This is a genomic window from Paraburkholderia graminis (genome assembly GCF_003330785.1).
GTDB classification, from domain to species: Bacteria; Pseudomonadota; Gammaproteobacteria; order Burkholderiales; family Burkholderiaceae; genus Paraburkholderia; species Paraburkholderia graminis.
This window is the reverse complement of sequence record NZ_CP024935.1, coordinates 2,408,538-2,424,540: the sequence shown is the minus strand read 5'-3', so window position 1 is coordinate 2,424,540 and position 16,003 is coordinate 2,408,538. Positions and strand designations below refer to the sequence as shown.

At 60.9% G+C, this 16,003-nt stretch carries 16 protein-coding genes; 11 read left to right on the top strand and 5 right to left on the bottom strand.

Annotated features, from left to right (window positions below; genetic code table 11):
- The first annotated feature begins 6 nt into the window (after positions 1 to 6).
- From CUJ91_RS28960 to CUJ91_RS28945, 5 genes are all read left to right on the top strand, one after another.
- A complete protein-coding gene (locus CUJ91_RS28960) occupies positions 7 to 1,947 on the top strand; it encodes a glutathionylspermidine synthase family protein (protein WP_114157758.1) in 1,941 nt (646 codons plus the stop codon).
- Positions 1,948 to 2,334: 387 nt separating this feature from the next.
- Entirely contained in the window at positions 2,335 to 2,502 is a 168-nt protein-coding gene (locus CUJ91_RS34215; protein WP_161966599.1) for a hypothetical protein, read from the top strand.
- Positions 2,502 to 3,065: a lysozyme gene (locus CUJ91_RS28955; RefSeq protein ID WP_114157757.1), complete on the top strand. Its 564-nt coding sequence runs from the start codon at positions 2,502 to 2,504 to the stop codon at positions 3,063 to 3,065. The genes CUJ91_RS34215 and CUJ91_RS28955 overlap by 1 nt, the downstream gene beginning before the upstream one ends.
- Entirely contained in the window at positions 3,052 to 3,501 is a 450-nt protein-coding gene (locus CUJ91_RS28950; RefSeq protein ID WP_114157756.1) for a hypothetical protein, read from the top strand. The genes CUJ91_RS28955 and CUJ91_RS28950 overlap by 14 nt, the downstream gene beginning before the upstream one ends.
- Before the next feature lie 217 nt (positions 3,502 to 3,718).
- On the top strand, positions 3,719 to 5,302 hold the full coding sequence (locus CUJ91_RS28945; RefSeq protein WP_114157755.1) for an alpha/beta hydrolase family protein: 1,584 nt from the start codon (positions 3,719 to 3,721) through the stop codon (positions 5,300 to 5,302).
- 43 nt (positions 5,303 to 5,345) lie between these two features.
- Here CUJ91_RS28945 and CUJ91_RS28940 read toward each other — a convergent pair whose 3' ends face one another.
- Positions 5,346 to 5,948 carry a methylated-DNA--[protein]-cysteine S-methyltransferase gene (locus CUJ91_RS28940; protein ID WP_114157754.1) on the bottom strand — a complete coding sequence of 201 codons (603 nt, stop codon included), beginning with the start codon at positions 5,946 to 5,948 and terminating at the stop codon, positions 5,346 to 5,348.
- A gap of 155 nt (positions 5,949 to 6,103) precedes the next feature.
- On the opposite strand from CUJ91_RS28940, the gene CUJ91_RS28935 reads away from it, so the two are divergent.
- The gene (locus tag CUJ91_RS28935) at positions 6,104 to 7,444 is read left to right on the top strand and encodes a leucine-rich repeat-containing protein kinase family protein (protein WP_114157753.1); all 1,341 of its coding nucleotides are present in this window, start codon (positions 6,104 to 6,106) and stop codon (positions 7,442 to 7,444) included.
- A 94-nt stretch (positions 7,445 to 7,538) separates the two neighbouring features.
- Positions 7,539 to 8,501, top strand: a complete 963-nt coding sequence (locus CUJ91_RS28930; RefSeq protein WP_114157752.1) for a substrate-binding domain-containing protein — start codon at positions 7,539 to 7,541, stop codon at positions 8,499 to 8,501.
- Positions 8,502 to 8,515: 14 nt separating this feature from the next.
- Here CUJ91_RS28930 and CUJ91_RS28925 read toward each other — a convergent pair whose 3' ends face one another.
- Positions 8,516 to 10,090: a methyl-accepting chemotaxis protein gene (locus CUJ91_RS28925; protein ID WP_053859900.1), complete on the bottom strand. Its 1,575-nt coding sequence runs from the start codon at positions 10,088 to 10,090 to the stop codon at positions 8,516 to 8,518.
- Positions 10,091 to 10,434: 344 nt separating this feature from the next.
- Between CUJ91_RS28925 and CUJ91_RS28920 the strand changes: the two genes are divergently transcribed.
- The gene (locus CUJ91_RS28920; protein WP_053859901.1) at positions 10,435 to 11,466 is read left to right on the top strand and encodes a transporter; all 1,032 of its coding nucleotides are present in this window, start codon (positions 10,435 to 10,437) and stop codon (positions 11,464 to 11,466) included.
- 23 nt (positions 11,467 to 11,489) lie between these two features.
- Here CUJ91_RS28920 and CUJ91_RS28915 read toward each other — a convergent pair whose 3' ends face one another.
- From CUJ91_RS28915 to CUJ91_RS28905, 3 genes are all read right to left on the bottom strand, one after another.
- On the bottom strand, positions 11,490 to 11,750 hold the full coding sequence (locus CUJ91_RS28915; RefSeq protein ID WP_114157751.1) for a hypothetical protein: 261 nt from the start codon (positions 11,748 to 11,750) through the stop codon (positions 11,490 to 11,492).
- Between the two features lie 174 nt (positions 11,751 to 11,924).
- Positions 11,925 to 13,547, bottom strand: coding sequence for a chaperonin GroEL (groL, locus tag CUJ91_RS28910; RefSeq protein ID WP_029966961.1), 1,623 nt, complete (start codon positions 13,545 to 13,547; stop codon positions 11,925 to 11,927).
- Positions 13,548 to 13,580: 33 nt separating this feature from the next.
- A complete protein-coding gene (locus CUJ91_RS28905) occupies positions 13,581 to 13,898 on the bottom strand; it encodes a co-chaperone GroES (RefSeq protein WP_114158093.1) in 318 nt (105 codons plus the stop codon).
- A gap of 392 nt (positions 13,899 to 14,290) precedes the next feature.
- Here CUJ91_RS28905 and CUJ91_RS28900 point away from each other — a divergent pair, with 392 nt between their 5' ends.
- From CUJ91_RS28900 to CUJ91_RS28890, 3 genes are all read left to right on the top strand, one after another.
- Positions 14,291 to 14,734 carry an Hsp20/alpha crystallin family protein gene (locus CUJ91_RS28900; protein ID WP_114157750.1) on the top strand — a complete coding sequence of 148 codons (444 nt, stop codon included), beginning with the start codon at positions 14,291 to 14,293 and terminating at the stop codon, positions 14,732 to 14,734.
- A 63-nt stretch (positions 14,735 to 14,797) separates the two neighbouring features.
- The gene (locus CUJ91_RS28895; protein WP_029966956.1) at positions 14,798 to 15,229 is read left to right on the top strand and encodes an Hsp20/alpha crystallin family protein; all 432 of its coding nucleotides are present in this window, start codon (positions 14,798 to 14,800) and stop codon (positions 15,227 to 15,229) included.
- A 144-nt stretch (positions 15,230 to 15,373) separates the two neighbouring features.
- Positions 15,374 to 15,937 (top strand): Hsp20/alpha crystallin family protein, encoded by a 564-nt coding sequence (locus tag CUJ91_RS28890; protein WP_006047180.1) that lies wholly within the window; start codon positions 15,374 to 15,376, stop codon positions 15,935 to 15,937.
- Positions 15,938 to 16,003 lie beyond the last annotated feature (66 nt).

Here is a 16,003-nt window from a genome sequence, read left to right as displayed (position 1 = left end):
CCGTTCATGAAACGCACGAAACAGATCCCACGCGCTAATTGGCCAACCGAACTCGAGCGTATTGGCTTTCACTTTCATTCGCTCGATGAGCATAACCAGCCGCGCAAAGTCGACCGCAATACGTTTTACTATTGGCGCGAAGACGCGGCATACGAATTCAGCGAGGCTCAGATCGAGTCGCTGTACGCGGCCGCGCGTGAGCTTAATTCACGCTGCCTCGAGGCCGTGCAGCATGTGATCGATCACGATCGCTTCTCGCGTATGGCGATCGCGCCGGAATTCGCCGAATTGATTCGCAAGTCGTGGGATAGCGACGAACCGACATTGTTCGGCCGTTTCGATATGACACTCGACGCACACGGCGTGCCGAAGATGTACGAGTACAACGCCGACACGCCGACGTCCATTATTGAATCGAGCCTCGCGCAGTGGTCCTGGAGGGAGTCCGTTCAGCCGAAGGCGGACCAGTTTAATAGCTTGCACGAAGCGCTTATTGCGCGCTGGCGCTGGATTCGCAAGCACTATCGGAAAGCGAAACTGCTTCACTTCGCCTGCGCGTTCGACAGCCAGGAAGATGTGTGCAACGTCGAATATCTGATGGACACTGCGGTCCAGGCGGGCTGGTCGGTCAAGCTCGTGGACGTGATGAAAATCGGCACCGATAGCGCGGGCCGCTTTTACGATGCCGACAACGAGCGGATCGAGGTTGCTTTCAAGCTGTATCCGTGGGAATGGATGGCGCAGTCGGAATACGGTCCGCAATTGGGCCTCGGCACCATGCATTGGGTCGAGCCGCCGTGGAAGGCCGTGCTTTCGAACAAGGCGATACTTCCGATTCTCTGGGAATTGTTTCCGGGACATCCGAACTTGCTCGAGGCGAGTTTCGAAGAGGCATCTTTTGACGGACGCCCGCATGCGACAAAGCCTATCTATTCGCGTGAAGGCGAAAGCCTGACGCTGGTTACGCCGGAGGGCCGCTTTCACAATCCGGGGCAGTACGGCGACGAAGGCTTCGTGTATCAGGCTTATTGCCCCGCGCGGCGCTTCGGCGGGTTGTACACGACACTGGGCGTGTGGATCGTCGACGATGTTCCGAGCGGCTTATGCGTTCGTGAAGAAGCCGGGCCCATCGCGAAAAACACCAGCTATTTCGTGCCGCACTTCTTTCGGAAAAGTGGCGATGTGGCCGCTTTCGGCCTGGGTGAACGCGCGCAACACGCGCTGCCGGCTCAGACGGCTGCTCACTCGGCTGATCGCGCGCAAAAAGCGCCGGCTCATACGGGTGCTTACTTCATTCAACAAAAAAAGTCGGGCTTGCCCAAGTTGCTGCTGATTGGCGCCTGTGCCGCATTGGCTGGCGGCACACTTGTGCATTCATGCTCCAGCAGCGATGACGACAGCGAACTTGATGAAGGCGTGCCGGTTACGCGTGCGAGCTACGAGACACTTGAGGACTGCCTCGCCGACTGGACGATGGTGGCGGATTGCAGAGAGGCGCCGATCGCTACGCAGACCGCTGACGTGCCGGCGAGCGATGCGGTCGCCAGCTCACCAACGAATGGTGTGGCGGGAAGCGCGGGAGGTTCGCATACCGGTGTGATTGCGCACTGGTACGGTCCGTACTACACGCGTTCGGGCACGGTCTACCATGGGGACGGTAGTCAGACTCAGCAGAGTGCGCAGTCAGGACCGCTGAGGCCTGCGTTGAAATACGATGCCGGTGGTCATCCGACGAGGGCGCTCGAGCCGGCTCCCGCGCACGCTGCTTTCACCGAGCAGGCCACTGTTGCGCAGCGCATTCTCACTCGCGGCTCGGGAGCGTCAATGTCGATGCATGCTGCCGCAGTGACGTCGCGCGGAGGCTTTGGCCGCGGGGGCGGGGGCGGGGGCTTTGGCGGCGGTGGTGGGCATTCTTTTGGCGGCGGTGGGTGGTCGTCGGGGGGATGAGTCAGGGTTGCGGTGCGTTTAGGTCGGCGCCCAGGTCCGGCATCGGCGACAACTACCTGGCGTAGAGGTCGCGTATCGTCGCCCTTATTGAAGACATAGGGCCAGCAGCAACAAAGCCCACCTTGCGCGGGCCCCGACTATTCAAGGGAAACTCCCACCGTCGAAATGTCTGGCCATCTCAGGCTGCATTCGTCGTCAATCAATCAGTGAACCGTCACGGCGTACTGCCGTTATCTTCCCGTCCCACGTTCCCCAACTTTTCAGACCGGTCCTATTTCGCACTGCGCAAGTGCCACGCGAGCATGGTCAATCGGGGCCGCAACATCGCTCCGTTGTCACCGGCCGCGACGCGACCGGTCTTTCCGTTGGTTTCTTGGGAGTATGGGAATGCCGAATCAGGAAGATGGCGAAGGCAGGACGTATGCATTCGCGACGAGTGGCGCACGTTGCGAGCGCGGCGGTTATGTGATCCGGACAACGTCCGGGTTGTCGATCTACGGTCTCAACGTCGCACTTGTCGCCGATAACACTTATGGTCACAGGCAGGAGGTCTGATGCCCGACGCACTTGCAACAGCGGTAACGAATACAAATTCCAATTCGTGTGTGAATGTGCAGACTGACCGGCTGTGCAAGCCATGGGAAATATCTCAGGCGGGAATCGGCTTTATTGAGACGTGGGAGGCTTTCCGCGCACATTTATATGACAACGATGGTGCGGGCGGCGGAGGAAATACGACTATTGGCTTCGGACACCTGGTCCACATGGGACCGATATCGGGCGCACCCTCGGAAGCTCCTTTTCTGAACGGTATAACCGTCGTACAGGCGCATCAATTAATGCACCAGGATTTACGGGATCCGCAGCGAATCGTAAACCAAAAAATAAATGTTCCGCTGTTTCAGTACGAATACGATGCATTGGTCGATTTCGTTTACAATTTGCGCCACCATAATGATGGCCTGCTTGGTCTTGTAAACACCGGCCAGTATGACCGCGTGCCGGCGAAATTCATGGAATACACATGGGCAGGCGGGCAGCAACCGCACGGGCTTGTGAAACGTCGCCGCGCTGAGGGTCGCTTATTCGCTTCGGGAGATTATAATGCGGATCACTAGACTAGCCCTAGCCACGACAGCTATCTTTATTTCAGCTTCGGCATTAGCGAATGCCGCCTGCGACAACGACGCAAAAACACGCGACGATTTTCTGGCCTGCTCAAAAAGGGATACAGATAAAATTCTTTCCGACTCGGAAAAGCTGTATCGAAGCATAAGAGCGCTCGCTAGTGACGGCGGGCGGGCTGAGCTAGATAAGAACTATAAGATCTGGAATGACAAACTTAAGTCCGACTGTTCCGTAATCGCGTATTCATTCAATGAATGGCGAAATGATTACACGCCGGACACGGATTTTCAGGTCTCCTCATGCCGCGCGAAGATCGCGACACAAGAGCTCGAGTTTTATAAATGGCTCGCATGTCCCGATGACATGGAAAGGTCCAAGGTCCCAGACTGCGCGGCGGTGAGAAAGGTGTTGAGCGACAGGCAATAGAGTGGACCGCGCGCCCCGCTTCGGCGGGGCTTTTCATTTGAGCGTCGTTTCGCGCCTGTTCTTGCCTAATACGACGCAACCCCGCCCATGCCCAAACCCTAAAACCGCGAAACGATATTGTCCCATCAGCCCCAACCGGGCATATTGACGCGTGTGAATCGCCAATCGACGAGTCTCGACGATCCACTCGCCAATCCATGTCCCGGAGCAACCCCGCATGCCACAACCCACCCGCATCGCAGCCCTCGCACTGCTGTCATGTATTGCGTTGACCGCGGGCGGCCCAGCGCAAGCCGACTCGTCGTGCGATAAAGCATGCCGCGCGCGCGGCCAACTGCTCGATCATCGGGTCACCTCGCGGTTGAATGCTGCAGCGTTGTCGAAGCTGCTTTCATCAAGCCCCTCCGGACAGCAACTCATGCAAATGGCGGGCGCGCCTGCTTGCGGCGTGCAGATCGTCTATTACCGTTATCGCACCATCGGCGCCGCCGGCGAACCGGCAACAGCGAGCGGCGCACTGATGATCCCGCACGGCGAGTCCGCGACGTGCAGCGGGCCGCGTCCCATGATGTTGTATGCGCACGGCACCACCGCGTATCGCAAGTACAACCTCGCCGACGTGACGCAAAGCGATCCAGAGAACGGCGGCGCGGGCGAAGGCCTCAGCGTCGCCGCGATGTACGCCGCTCACGGCTACATCGTCGCGGCGAGCAACTATGCGGGCTATGCCGGCTCCGATCTTCCGTACCATCCTTATCTGAACGCCGACCAGCAGTCCGCCGATATGATCGACTCGCTGCGGGCGGCGCGCGTCGTGCTCAACGACGAAGGCAAACGGGCAGCAATTCGCGAGAACGGCAAGCTGTTCATCACCGGCTATTCGCAAGGCGGTTTCGTTGCGCTCGCAACGCATCGCGCGTTGCAGGCAGCGGGCGTTAGCGTGACAGCCTCCGCGCCAGGCTCGGGCCCGTATGCGCTTGCCGCTACTGCCGACGCCATCAGCGCGGGCCAGGTCAGTCTCGGCTCGACGCTCTTCACGACATTGGTCGTGACCGGTTATCAGCATGCCTATAAGAACCTGTACCGCAAGCCGGACGACTTCTTCGAAGCCGCCTACGCACCCGACATCGAACAACTGCTGCCGAGCGCGCAATCGCTCGATACCATTTTCTCGCAGCGAAAGTTGCCGCCGTCGCATCTTTTCAGCAGCACGCCACCTGCCGCGCAGTTTCAGTCGATGACGCCGCCCGCATCGCCGGCTCTCACGCCACCTCCGTTGACACGGCTATTCGCAGCCGGTTTCGGCGACGCCCATCTCGTGCGCAACAGCTATCGCCGCGCGCTTCTCGAAGACGCCGCGGCGAATCGTGATGGCGCGTTCCCCAACGCAACGCCAAGCGTCGAGCCCGCGGCAAATCCGCTGCATCCACTGCGACAGGCGTTCAAGCGTAATGATTTGCGTAACTGGGTGCCAAAGGCGCCAGTGCTACTGTGCGGAGGCGGTGCCGATCCGATGGTGTACTTCTTCAACGCACGCATCGAGCAGGCGTATTGGCTCAACGCGAAAGTGCCGGCGGGACTCACTTCGGTGCTGGATGTCGACTCGCCCGTCACCGGAGCCGACGATTCATTCGCGGCGCTCAAGCGCGGTTTTGCGAACGCGAAGGCCGACGTTGCGAAAGAAGCGGTGGCTGCAGGCGCCACGGACGGCGGCGCGTCAGCGGTATTGCGTTCTTATCATGGAGAACTGGTTGCGGGCTCTTGCATGCTCGCGGCACGGGCGTTCTTCTCGAACTTCTGAACGTGCCTGTCTCTAGCTTCTGCCACGCATTCCGCCGATGCCGTCAATTGCCGAATAACGAACCCTGCATGCCGCGGGGCGCCGCAGCGCGTGAGCGTTTTGCGGCAGCTTTGGTAGTCGCTGCAGTGACTTGCGTTTGCACATCGGCGCCGGCTTCAAGCGACGTTTGCCCTGCTTCCAGCGCGAGTAACAGCATCTTGTTCGCCAACCCGCCCGCAAAGCCCGTGAGGTCGCCGGATGCGCCTATCACGCGGTGGCACGGCGCCACAATCGAAACAGGATTCCGACCGTTAGCGGCACCCACTGCACGCACGGCGTTGACATTGCCGATCTGCGCGGCGATCTGCGCATAAGTACGTGTCTGGCCAAATGGGATCGTCAACAACGCGGCCCACACTTTCTTCTGAAACTCGGTGCCCTGAAAGTCGAGTGCGAGATCGAACGCGTCTCTGTTGCCCGCGAAGTACTCGTGCAACTGACGCTCGGTTTCGAGCAGGATCGGTCGATCGTCGGCGAGCACCAACTCACCGAGCCGCACACGGTTCGGCTTGTCGTTCTCCCACAGAATGGCGGTCAACCGATCGCCGCGGGCGACGAGCTTCAATTGGCCGACCGGAGAATCCATCAGCTTGTAGGCGTAAGTCACTTGTCTGCTCCTGCGTATTTTCGTCGTCAAGTATGAAGGATTTGTGCAGCAGAGGGTGAGCGATCGCGATCACGCCGCAAGCCGCGCCGCACGTCACCCAGTAAAATCGACCCTACCAGCACGACGGACCGCAGCCACCGGATATTTCTACCACTGTGACCACGACACTTGAACAACTGAGAGCGGGCCAACTCGCGGGCACACGCCACTTGAAACTTGCGTGCGGGCTCAGCGAATTTCCACGCGAGATTTTGGATCTCGCCGACACGCTCGAAGTTCTCGATCTTTCCGGCAACGCGCTCACCACCTTGCCCGACGATTTCGCGCGGCTACGCAAACTGCGCATTCTGTTTGCGTCGAACAACCCGTTCACCGAGTTGCCGCCGGTGCTCGGACAATGCCCGCAATTGAGCATGATCGGCTTCAAGGCGAATCGCATTCGCACCGTCGCGGGGACTGCGTTGCCGCCGCGTCTGCGCTGGCTGATTCTCACCGACAACGAGGTCGACGCGCTGCCGCCAGAAATCGGTCACTGCACGCATTTGCAGAAATTGATGCTGGCAGGCAATCGTCTGCGCTTTCTTCCCGAACAACTGGCTGCGTGTTCGCGGCTCGAGTTGCTGCGGCTTGCCGCCAATCGACTCGATGAATTGCCGGCATGGTTATTTCATATGCCGCGGCTCGCATGGCTCGCCTATGCGGGCAACCCATTTGGCGAAGCACTCGAAGCGGCGGCTTTGGACGATACGCCCATCGCCGAAATTGGCTGGAACGATCTGCGTTTGCATGAGCAATTGGGCGAGGGCGCTTCGGGCGTGATCTATCGCGCGGAACTGCGCACGCACGAGAACACCGCGCGGCGCGTCGCGGTCAAGCTGTTCAAGGGCGCCGTTACGAGCGATGGTTTGCCCGACTGCGAAATGGCCGCTTGCATTCGATCCGGCGATCATCCCAACCTGATCGCAGTAGCCGGAAAAGTGAAGGACCATCCGGACAACGCGCACGGACTCGTGATGGAACTGATCGACCCGCAATACCGCAATCTGGCGGGGCCGCCGAGCTTCGAATCGTGCACGCGCGACATCTACGCGGCCGACGTGCGTTTCAACGCAGCCGACGTGGTCGACATGGCGCACGGCATTGCATCGGCGGCCAGTCATTTGCATCGGCAAGGCGTCATGCACGGCGACCTGTACGCGCATAACATTCTGCATGACGGCCAGGCACGTGTATTGTTAGGAGACTTCGGCGCGGCTTCTTTCTATTCGACGGAGAACCGCGAAGCAGGCGTGGCGCTGGAGCGTCTCGAAGTGAGAGCATATGGTTGCCTGCTCGAGGAATTGATGACGTGTTGCGACTGGAGCGATTCGCGTGTGCAAGCAGACGTCGCCGTGAAGCTCGCGAGCTTGCGCGACGGTTGCCTGAGCGAAGACGTCGACAAGCGGCCGTTATTCGAGCAGATCGCATCCGAGCTGCTCGTGCTGAAAGCTCGTTGATGTCGAACAGGCAAGCCGCTTGCGGTCCTATCGGTCCGCGTTCATCCGTTGGCGTTCATGCAATTGACGGGCGCCGCCACGAAGGAGAGAAACGATGACGCAGAGAATGCGCCGCCGCGTGCTGATCGCCGGTGCACTGGCTGCGGCCGGTCTCACGCGTGCGGCCGGCGCGGCAACCGTGGAAGGCGGCATGCCGAAGATCGCGCTCGTGCTGAAGTCGCTCAGCGACCCCTTCACCGCCGCGATGGCGAACGCGGCCAAAAACTATCAACAGCACTACGCGTCGCAATTCGCGTTGACGGTGCGCGGAACCGCGACGGAGCCCGACACGGCGGGACAGGTCCGCATTGTCGAAGACCTGATCCGCGCGAAGATGAACGCGATCGTGATTGCGCCGTCGGGCTCGAAAGGATTGACGTCGGTGGTCGCGCGCGCGATCAAGGCGGGCATCATCGTGGTCAGCATCGACAATCCGCTCGACGACGCCTTGCAGGACGCAGCGAAAATCTCTGTGCCGTTTGTCGGCCCCGACAATCGCAAGGGCGCGATGCTGGTGGCGAACTATCTCGTCGAGCGGCTGAAGCCCGGCGATCAGGTCGCGATCATCGAAGGCATCGCAGCGGATCGCAACGCGCAGCAACGCACGGCCGGCTACAAGGAAGCGATGAACGCGGCGGGCATGCAGCTCGTCGCGACCGAGGCCGGCGATTGGGAATATGGCAAAGGCCGCGACATTGCGTCGAAAATACTCGGCCAGCATCCGCAGATTCGCGGCTTGCTATGTGCGAACGACAACATGGCAATGGGCGCGGCGGACGCCGTTCGCGACGCGGGCCGAACGGGCGGCGTGTACATCACCGGCTATAACGCGATTGAAGCGATCAAGCCGTTGATCGCGGACGGCCACGTACTCGCCACCGTCAATCAGTTCGCCGACCGGCAAGCGGTGTTCGGCATGGACGTCGCGCTAAAGGCGGTGACGGAGCAGAGAAAGCAGGGCGAATTATCGCGAACGATAGAGACGCCACTGCAACTCGTCACCGCCGCGAAGCGGTAGTTCGGCAGCCGCCTTTATACGCCTTCGAGACGGAAGAACGACACCGACTGATTCAATTGCCGGCCCTGATCTTCGAGCGATTTTGATGCAGCCGCGGCTTCTTCCACCAGCGCGGCGTTCTGTTGCGTGACCTCGTCCATCTGCGTGATCGCCTGATTGACCTGTTCGATACCGCGGCTCTGTTCCGCAGAGGCCGCCGCGATTTCGCCCATGATGTCGGTCACGCGAGCGACTGCCTGAGTGACTTCGGCCATCGTCATGCCGGCCTTGTCCGCGAGCGACGAACCGTCGCGGATCTTCTGCACGGATGTGCTGATCAGATCTTTGATCTCCTTTGCCGCGCTCGACGAACGCTGCGCAAGATTGCGCACTTCGCTTGCCACCACGGCGAAGCCGCGGCCCTGCTCGCCGGCACGCGCCGCTTCGACAGCGGCATTGAGCGCGAGAATATTCGTCTGAAACGCAATGCCTTCGATCATGCCGGTGATCTCCGCGATGCGCGTTGAGTTTTCGCTGATCTCGCCCATCGTGCCGACCATTTCACCGACGACGCCATTGCCCTTCGACGCCACGTCGGACGCATTGGCCGACAAGGTACTCGCCTGCTGCGCGTTTTCCGCGTTCTGCTTCACCGTGGTCGTCAGTTCTTCCATGCTCGATGCGGTCTCCTGGAGGGACGACGCCTGCTGTTCCGTGCGCGACGACAGATCGACGTTGCCCGACGCGATCTGGCTGGAACCGGTCGCGATGCTGTCAGCGGCATGGCGAACGTTGCCGATCAGACGAACGAGGCTCGACTGCATTTCGCCCATCGATGCAAGCACGCTCCCTGCCGGCGCATTGCTGGCGCCAGGCACCGCGCGCAGATCGCCTTCCGCGACGCGCCGCGTGACTTCGGCGAGCGCGACCGGTTCGGCGCCAAGCGCACGCATCAAACCGCGCGTGATGACGATGCCGGCGCCGATTGCAAGCGCCATCGCGGCAACGCAGAAGGCAATCAGCAGATTGCGCTCATGCGCCAGGCGCTCGGCCGACTCCTTCGCCATTTCTACGGCGCGTTCATGCGTGGCGTCCAGGTACGCGTTCGCCGCTTTCGTCAATGCGGTCAACAGCGGACGGCATTTGCTGGCGATGTCGGCGATGGCGGCATCGCGCTGTCCGCTCGCCGCGAGCCGGTCGATCTCGAGCGCGACGGGCCGATAAAGCTGTTCGATACGCGATATTTCCGCGGCGAGCGTGCGCGCGTTTTCGCTGATGTCTTTCGCGCTGGCCACCATCGCGTTGAATTTGTCGAGGCGGCTCTCGACGCGCTTCTCCGCGTCGAGCACCGCGGCCTTCTCGACCTCGATATCCGCCGGCGATGAAACAAGCACGAGATTACGCACTGCAATCGCGCGGTCGCTGACCGCGTTTCGCACCGACTCGGCCATCTGCGCACGCGCATTGATGCCGCTGATGAACCCGGCGAAGCGCTCGTTCGCGTCGTTAAGCGCGATCAGCGATATGCCGGAGACGATCATCACGACGACCGCAAGCGAACCGAACGCGGCAGTCAGCTTCGCCTTTTCCGACAGATTATGAAAGTTCATGATTCGGGACTCCAGTCGCCCACATGTTTGGCCGAAAACTATTTGAAGACTTCGGATGCCCGGACAATCCGGGGTCAGCAGCAGACGGTTGGAAATCGGTTTTCGCTGGCGCCACACGCAATAACGGCGCGCTTCTTCTTGACCGTAGGGCGGTTACTCCCAGGTAAGAGGCCGCAAAGGTTTGCGGATGATTGATATTCACTATGAAGCAATCGCTCAATGTTGCGAGCGTCGTGGCGACGCTCGAGTTGAGGCAATATGACGGCCATTGCGGCTTCATGTTGGACTGGTAAATTGCGAGTGTCATCACAAACCGCAAGCGGAAAGCAAGGTCTGAAAGACTTATGAAATCTGAACTTCTGCTGCAAACTTATGGCTCGGATTCGTCCGGCATTGTGTGCGGCTTCGTCTTTTCGCCCACGCAACCGGGCCGGCCCATTTCCGCCGACGAAGCGCTCGAATGGCTGCGCGCGCAGCAAAACGGCGCTTCGCATGCGGACGAATTTCTGTGGCTGCATTTCAATCTCGCGCACAGCGCGGCCGAGCGTTGGATGCACGCGCAACTTGATCTGCCCGAGACGTTTTTCGACGCGTTGCGTGAAGGCTCGCATTCCACGCGTATCGAGCAGGCCGACGGCGCATTGCGCGCCGTGGTTAACGACGTGATGTTCAACCTCGAGTTCACGCCGTCCGAGATTGCGACACTGTGGATCTACGCACATCAGCGGATCATCGTGACGGCGCGGCTCAAGCCGCTGCGTTCGGTGGACCGCTTGCGCGCGTCGGTGAAAGAGGGCGAAATTTTCCGCTCGCCGGTCGAACTGCTGGTTCATCTGATGCGCGATCAGGCGGATCTGCTCGTGCAGATCGTTCGACGCACGAGCGCCGATATCGACCGTATCGAAGACCGTTTTCTCTCGCAGCGGCCCACGCAAAACCGGCTCGATCTGGGCGCCATGCGACGCATGCTGACGCGCTTGCAACGGATGCTCGCGCCGGAGCCGGGCGCGATCTTCCGCCTGCTCGCGAGACCGCCGCGCTGGCTTCATCCGGAAGACGTACAGGATTTGCGCGAGTCGACGGAAGAGTTCTCCGTGGTGCTCTCCGACATGGCCGGGCTGATCGAACGCGTCAGGCTATTGCAGGAAGAGATTATTTCGCGGCTCGAAGAACAGAATAACCGCACGCTGTTTACGCTGACGCTGGTCACGGTTCTCGCGATGCCGATCAACATCGTCGCGGGCTTCTTCGGTATGAACGTGGGCGGCATTCCGTTTGCCGAGAACCATCACGGCTTCTGGGTGTTGGTCGTGCTCGTGGCCTGCTTCACGGGACTGGCGGCATGGTGGGCGTTTCGTCGAAGGAAGGAACGATAGCCGCATAGACAGACCCGCGCCGTTCAATGCGGTTGCTCGATCATCAGATAGCGGATCACCAGCGCGGGATCGGCGATGTCGAGTATGAGGCGGCGCATGATGCGCTTGCGCATGTGATTTTCGTCGAGCATCCACGGCCCGCCGGCATCGCTCAGATAGCGCGAGAGCGCCGCGCGCGTGTCGGTGTTGGCGGGCAGGTTCAGGCGAGCGGCAAGCAGGCCCGCCACCACGTCGTCCAGTTCGAGCGTCAGTGGACGCGAGTCGATAGTGAGCGTCAGTTCCATACGTATTCGATCGTTTCGAATCTCACGCAAACCGGCTGCGGCTCATGCAAAAAGCGGCTCCGCCAGCCGCGAACGGACAGCGGAGCCGAACTGGAGCCGTGCCGGACGTGAGCCCGGCAATGGCAGCCGAACCTTCTCCTTTGTACTCTGCTCAGTACTTTGCTTGGTACTCGGCTAGTACTCGAGTTCGGGCGCGTTCGCCGCGGCGGGCTTCTCTTCCTTCGGTGCTTCGGCGACGGTTGCATCCGTCGTGAGAATGAGGCCGGCGACCGACGCCGCGTTTTGCAGCGCCGTGCGCGTCACCTTCGTCGGATCGACGACACCGGCTTCCACGAGGTCGCCGTACTGACCCGTGGCCGCGTCATAACCGAAATTGCCCTTGCCTTCGAGCACCTTCGCGATGACCACCGACGGTTCGTCGCCCGCGTTCGAAGCGATTACGCGCAGCGGCGCTTCGAGCGCGCGCAGCACGATGCGAATACCGGCATCCTGATCGGCGTTGGCGCCCTTCAGGTCCGCGATGGCCGCACGCGCACGCAACAGCGCCACGCCGCCGCCCGGCACGATGCCTTCTTCCACGGCCGCGCGCGTCGCGTGCAACGCATCGTCGACGCGGTCTTTCTTTTCCTTCATCTCGACTTCGGTCGCCGCGCCCACCTTGATGACCGCGACGCCGCCCGCGAGCTTCGCCACGCGTTCCTGCAGCTTCTCGCGGTCGTAGTCGCTGGTGGTCCCGGCGATCTGCGCGCGAATCGCCTTCACGCGCGCCTCGATTTGCTGCTGGTCACCGGCGCCGTCGATGATGATCGTGTCGTCCTTGCGCACTTCCACACGCTTTGCGCTGCCGAGATCTTCGAGCGTCGCTTTCTCGAGCTGCTTGCCGGTTTCTTCGGAGATGACGGTGGCGCCCGTGAGCACCGCGATGTCCTCGAGCATCGCCTTGCGGCGGTCGCCGAATCCCGGCGCCTTGACGGCCGCGACCTTCAGCACGCCGCGCATCGAATTGACGACGAGCGTGGCGAGCGCCTCGCCTTCGACGTCTTCCGCGATGATGAAAAGCGGCTTGCTTGCCTTCGCCGATGCTTCGAGTATCGGCAGCAAATCGCGGATCGCCGAGATCTTCTTGTCGTACACGAGGATCAGCGGATCGTCGAGATACGCGGCCTGCCTGTCCGGATTGTTGATGAAGTACGGACTCAGATAGCCGCGATCGAACTGCATGCCCTCGACCACGTCGAGTTCATTGTCGAGCGACTTGCCGTCTTCGACCGTGATCACGCCTTCCTTGCCGACCTTGTCCATTGCATCGGCGATGATCTTGCCGATCGCTTCGTCGGCGTTCGCGGAGATCGACGCCACCTGCGCGATTTCCTTGCTCGTCGAAATACGCTTGGACGTCTTCAGCAATTCGTCCAGCACGGCCGCAACCGCCTTGTCGATGCCGCGCTTCAGGTCCATTGGATTCATGCCCGCGGCGACGTGCTTCATGCCTTCCTGCACGATGGATTGCGCGAGCACGGTCGCGGTCGTGGTGCCGTCGCCGGCCACGTCGGCGGTTTTAGACGCGACCTGCTTCACGACTTGCGCGCCCATGTTCTCGAAGCGGTCCTTCAGTTCGATTTCTTTCGCCACCGACACGCCGTCTTTCGTGATGACCGGCGCGCCGAAGCTGCGCTCGATCACGACGTTGCGGCCTTTGGGGCCGAGCGTCACTTTCACCGCATCGGCCAGCACGTTCACGCCCTTGACGATCCGGTTACGGGCGCTGTCGTGAAACCTGACATCTTTCGCACTCATCTTGTTGCTCCGGGAAAAGTCTTTGAACGTTTATCACGCGGCTTTGCGCTGCGCGGCCGCGTCGGCTTCGAGTACGCCAATCACGTCTTCTTCGCGCATGACGAGCAGTTCCTCGCCGTCGATCTTGACGGTCTGGCCTGCATATTTGCCGAAGAGTACGTGGTCGCCGACCTTGAGTTCGGGAGGACGCCGGGTGCCGTCCTTCAGCAGACGCCCGTCACCGACCGCGATCACCTCGCCCTGTTCGGGCTTTTCGGCGGCGGAGTCCGGAATCACGATGCCGGATGCCGTCGTGCGTTGCCGCTCGATTCGCTTGACGACAACCCGGTCGTAGAGGGGACGAATTTTCATTTCCATCTCCTGTGCGATAACAGATCACCAAAAAGGAATCCGGCTGCGCGCGAACAGCGAGATGGATGACGCCCGCGTTGGGGCGCAGCCGTTGCCAGTGTCCTGGCGGAAAGCGAAATAGAGGTTCGTTGCGGGACTTCAAGAGCGTGTCGAGCGGGCTCTTTGTAACAAAATTTTTCAGCGTGACTCACGCGTTTTCGCGCCGTGTTTTTCTTAGGCGACTCTGCAAAAACCGTACTTGAAATTCGTTCGGCGCCGACCTATTTTATTGTCGGCTCAGCAGTCGCGTTGCACGCGCTGCGTGTTTCGATTTGTTTGTCAGTGGATGAATGTCCCTGGCGGGCGAACTGGAGCGCGTGGTCCGGTTCGCCCCAGGGCGAAGGAGCAACACCATGAGCGATCTCTTCTCAAGCGCCGGGTTGGCCGGCGATATCGAACGCCTGCAACGGCAGGTCGCGAGTCTCTTCGACGGCTTTCCCACGAGCATTCGCGCCGCGGGTTTAGGCACGTTTCCGCGGATCAATATCGGCAGCACGGACGAGTCCATCGAGATCGTCGCGTTCGCGCCGGGCGTCGACCCGGCGAAACTCGATGTATCGATCGACAAGCGTCTGCTGACGATCAGCGGCGAGCGCGAATTCCCGCAGACGGAAGCCGCCGGCGACGACACGCGCACTTATGCGCAGGAGCGTTTTGCCGGCCGGTTCCGGCGCGCGATCGAATTGCCGCAGCATGCGGACCCGGACAAGGCCAGCGCACGTTATGTCGACGGCTGTCTGGTCGTGAGCGTGGCGAAGCGCGAGTCGTCGAAGCCGCGCGCCATTACCGTTCAATGATGTTTTGGGTGAGAACCGAATCGTGAGAACGAATCGCAAAGATCGTGAAGTAAGGAGGCAATCATGAGCGACACAACCGAACTTGCGAGAAAAGATGAAGCCACGAGCGAAACGGCGAGCGAAACCGCGGTGACGCGCCGCGACGACGAGCGCGCGCAAAGCCGCGTCACGCTGACGCCGCCCGTCGACGTGTCCGAGGACAGTCAGGGCATTACGCTGTGGGCCGATTTGCCGGGTGTGACGAAGGAGCGGTTGAGTGTGAAAGTCCACGATGGCAATCTGTATATCGAGGCCGAGGCGATGGTGCCGACGCCGGCCGGGCTGCGTCTGCAGCACGCGGAAATTCGCGAACCGCGGTTTGCGCGGGCGTTTTCGCTCGGCGCCGACTTCGACACGTCGAAGATCGATGCGAATCTGAAGGACGGCGTGTTGAAGTTGACGATTCCGCGTCACGACGAAGCGCGTCCGCGCCGCATCGAAGTGCGGACGAACTGACCCGGCGCATTGGCAACGACGACAGGAGAAAACGGGTGGCGGCGTTATGCCGCCACTTCCGCCACGTCCGCCATGTTTGCGATGGCATGGCGTCGGCGCTATGGTGAATATGCGGTTCTCGTACCAGACGTAAAGGAGGATGCGATGAACACCGATCCGAAAAAGTGGAACCCTTTCAAGTTTCTTCGCGGCTCGGCGCGCAAGCAGCAAGCGGACAGTGCGCCGGATACGCCGGCGAGCGAGCAGTGGCGTGCCGCGTGGCCCGATATTTCGCGGCTTTTTCCGCGCGATCCGTGGCGTGCGGTCGAGGAGTTTTTCCATGATCCGTTCGCGGGTCGCGGCGCGCTCGAACGATGGTTCGGCGACTTTAGTTCGTCGCGTTTCCAGCCGCGCATCGACGTGGTCGACGAAGGCAAGGTGTTGCGCGTGACCGCCGAGTTGCCAGGCATGGCGCGCGAGGATCTGACCGTGAGTGTCGAGGATGGCGCGCTCGTGTTGCGCGGCGAGAAAAAGCAGGACGTACACAGCGAGGAAGACGGTTGCTACCGGCTCGAGCGTGCATACGGCGCTTTCGTGCGCACGATCCCGATGCCGGAGGAGGCGGATCCGGACCGCGCGCTGGCCAAATTCGACAAAGGCGTGCTAACTTTAACTGTGCCGAAGCAGGAGCGGCCGCGAACCGCCAGCCGGACAATCGAGATTGGCTAGCGCGGGCGGCATCGGCTATCGGCTATCGGCTATCGGCTGTCTGTTCGCCTTGGCCTGAAAAACGCT

Coding starts and splice junctions, on each gene's coding strand:
- CUJ91_RS28925 (WP_053859900.1), bottom strand. CDS start 10,090: ATGAACTTTCATAATCTGTCGGAAAAGGCGAAGCTGACTGCCGCGTTC.
- CUJ91_RS28890 (WP_006047180.1), top strand. CDS start 15,374: ATGAACACCGATCCGAAAAAGTGGAACCCTTTCAAGTTTCTTCGCGGC.
- CUJ91_RS28915 (WP_114157751.1), bottom strand. CDS start 11,750: ATGGAACTGACGCTCACTATCGACTCGCGTCCACTGACGCTCGAACTG.
- CUJ91_RS28955 (WP_114157757.1), top strand. CDS start 2,502: ATGCCCGACGCACTTGCAACAGCGGTAACGAATACAAATTCCAATTCG.
- CUJ91_RS28900 (WP_114157750.1), top strand. CDS start 14,291: ATGAGCGATCTCTTCTCAAGCGCCGGGTTGGCCGGCGATATCGAACGC.
- CUJ91_RS28945 (WP_114157755.1), top strand. CDS start 3,719: ATGCCACAACCCACCCGCATCGCAGCCCTCGCACTGCTGTCATGTATT.
- CUJ91_RS28960 (WP_114157758.1), top strand. CDS start 7: ATGAAACGCACGAAACAGATCCCACGCGCTAATTGGCCAACCGAACTC.
- CUJ91_RS28905 (WP_114158093.1), bottom strand. CDS start 13,898: ATGAAAATTCGTCCCCTCTACGACCGGGTTGTCGTCAAGCGAATCGAG.
- CUJ91_RS28895 (WP_029966956.1), top strand. CDS start 14,798: ATGAGCGACACAACCGAACTTGCGAGAAAAGATGAAGCCACGAGCGAA.
- CUJ91_RS34215 (WP_161966599.1), top strand. CDS start 2,335: ATGCCGAATCAGGAAGATGGCGAAGGCAGGACGTATGCATTCGCGACG.
- CUJ91_RS28920 (WP_053859901.1), top strand. CDS start 10,435: ATGAAATCTGAACTTCTGCTGCAAACTTATGGCTCGGATTCGTCCGGC.
- CUJ91_RS28930 (WP_114157752.1), top strand. CDS start 7,539: ATGACGCAGAGAATGCGCCGCCGCGTGCTGATCGCCGGTGCACTGGCT.
- groL (WP_029966961.1), bottom strand. CDS start 13,547: ATGAGTGCGAAAGATGTCAGGTTTCACGACAGCGCCCGTAACCGGATC.
- CUJ91_RS28950 (WP_114157756.1), top strand. CDS start 3,052: ATGCGGATCACTAGACTAGCCCTAGCCACGACAGCTATCTTTATTTCA.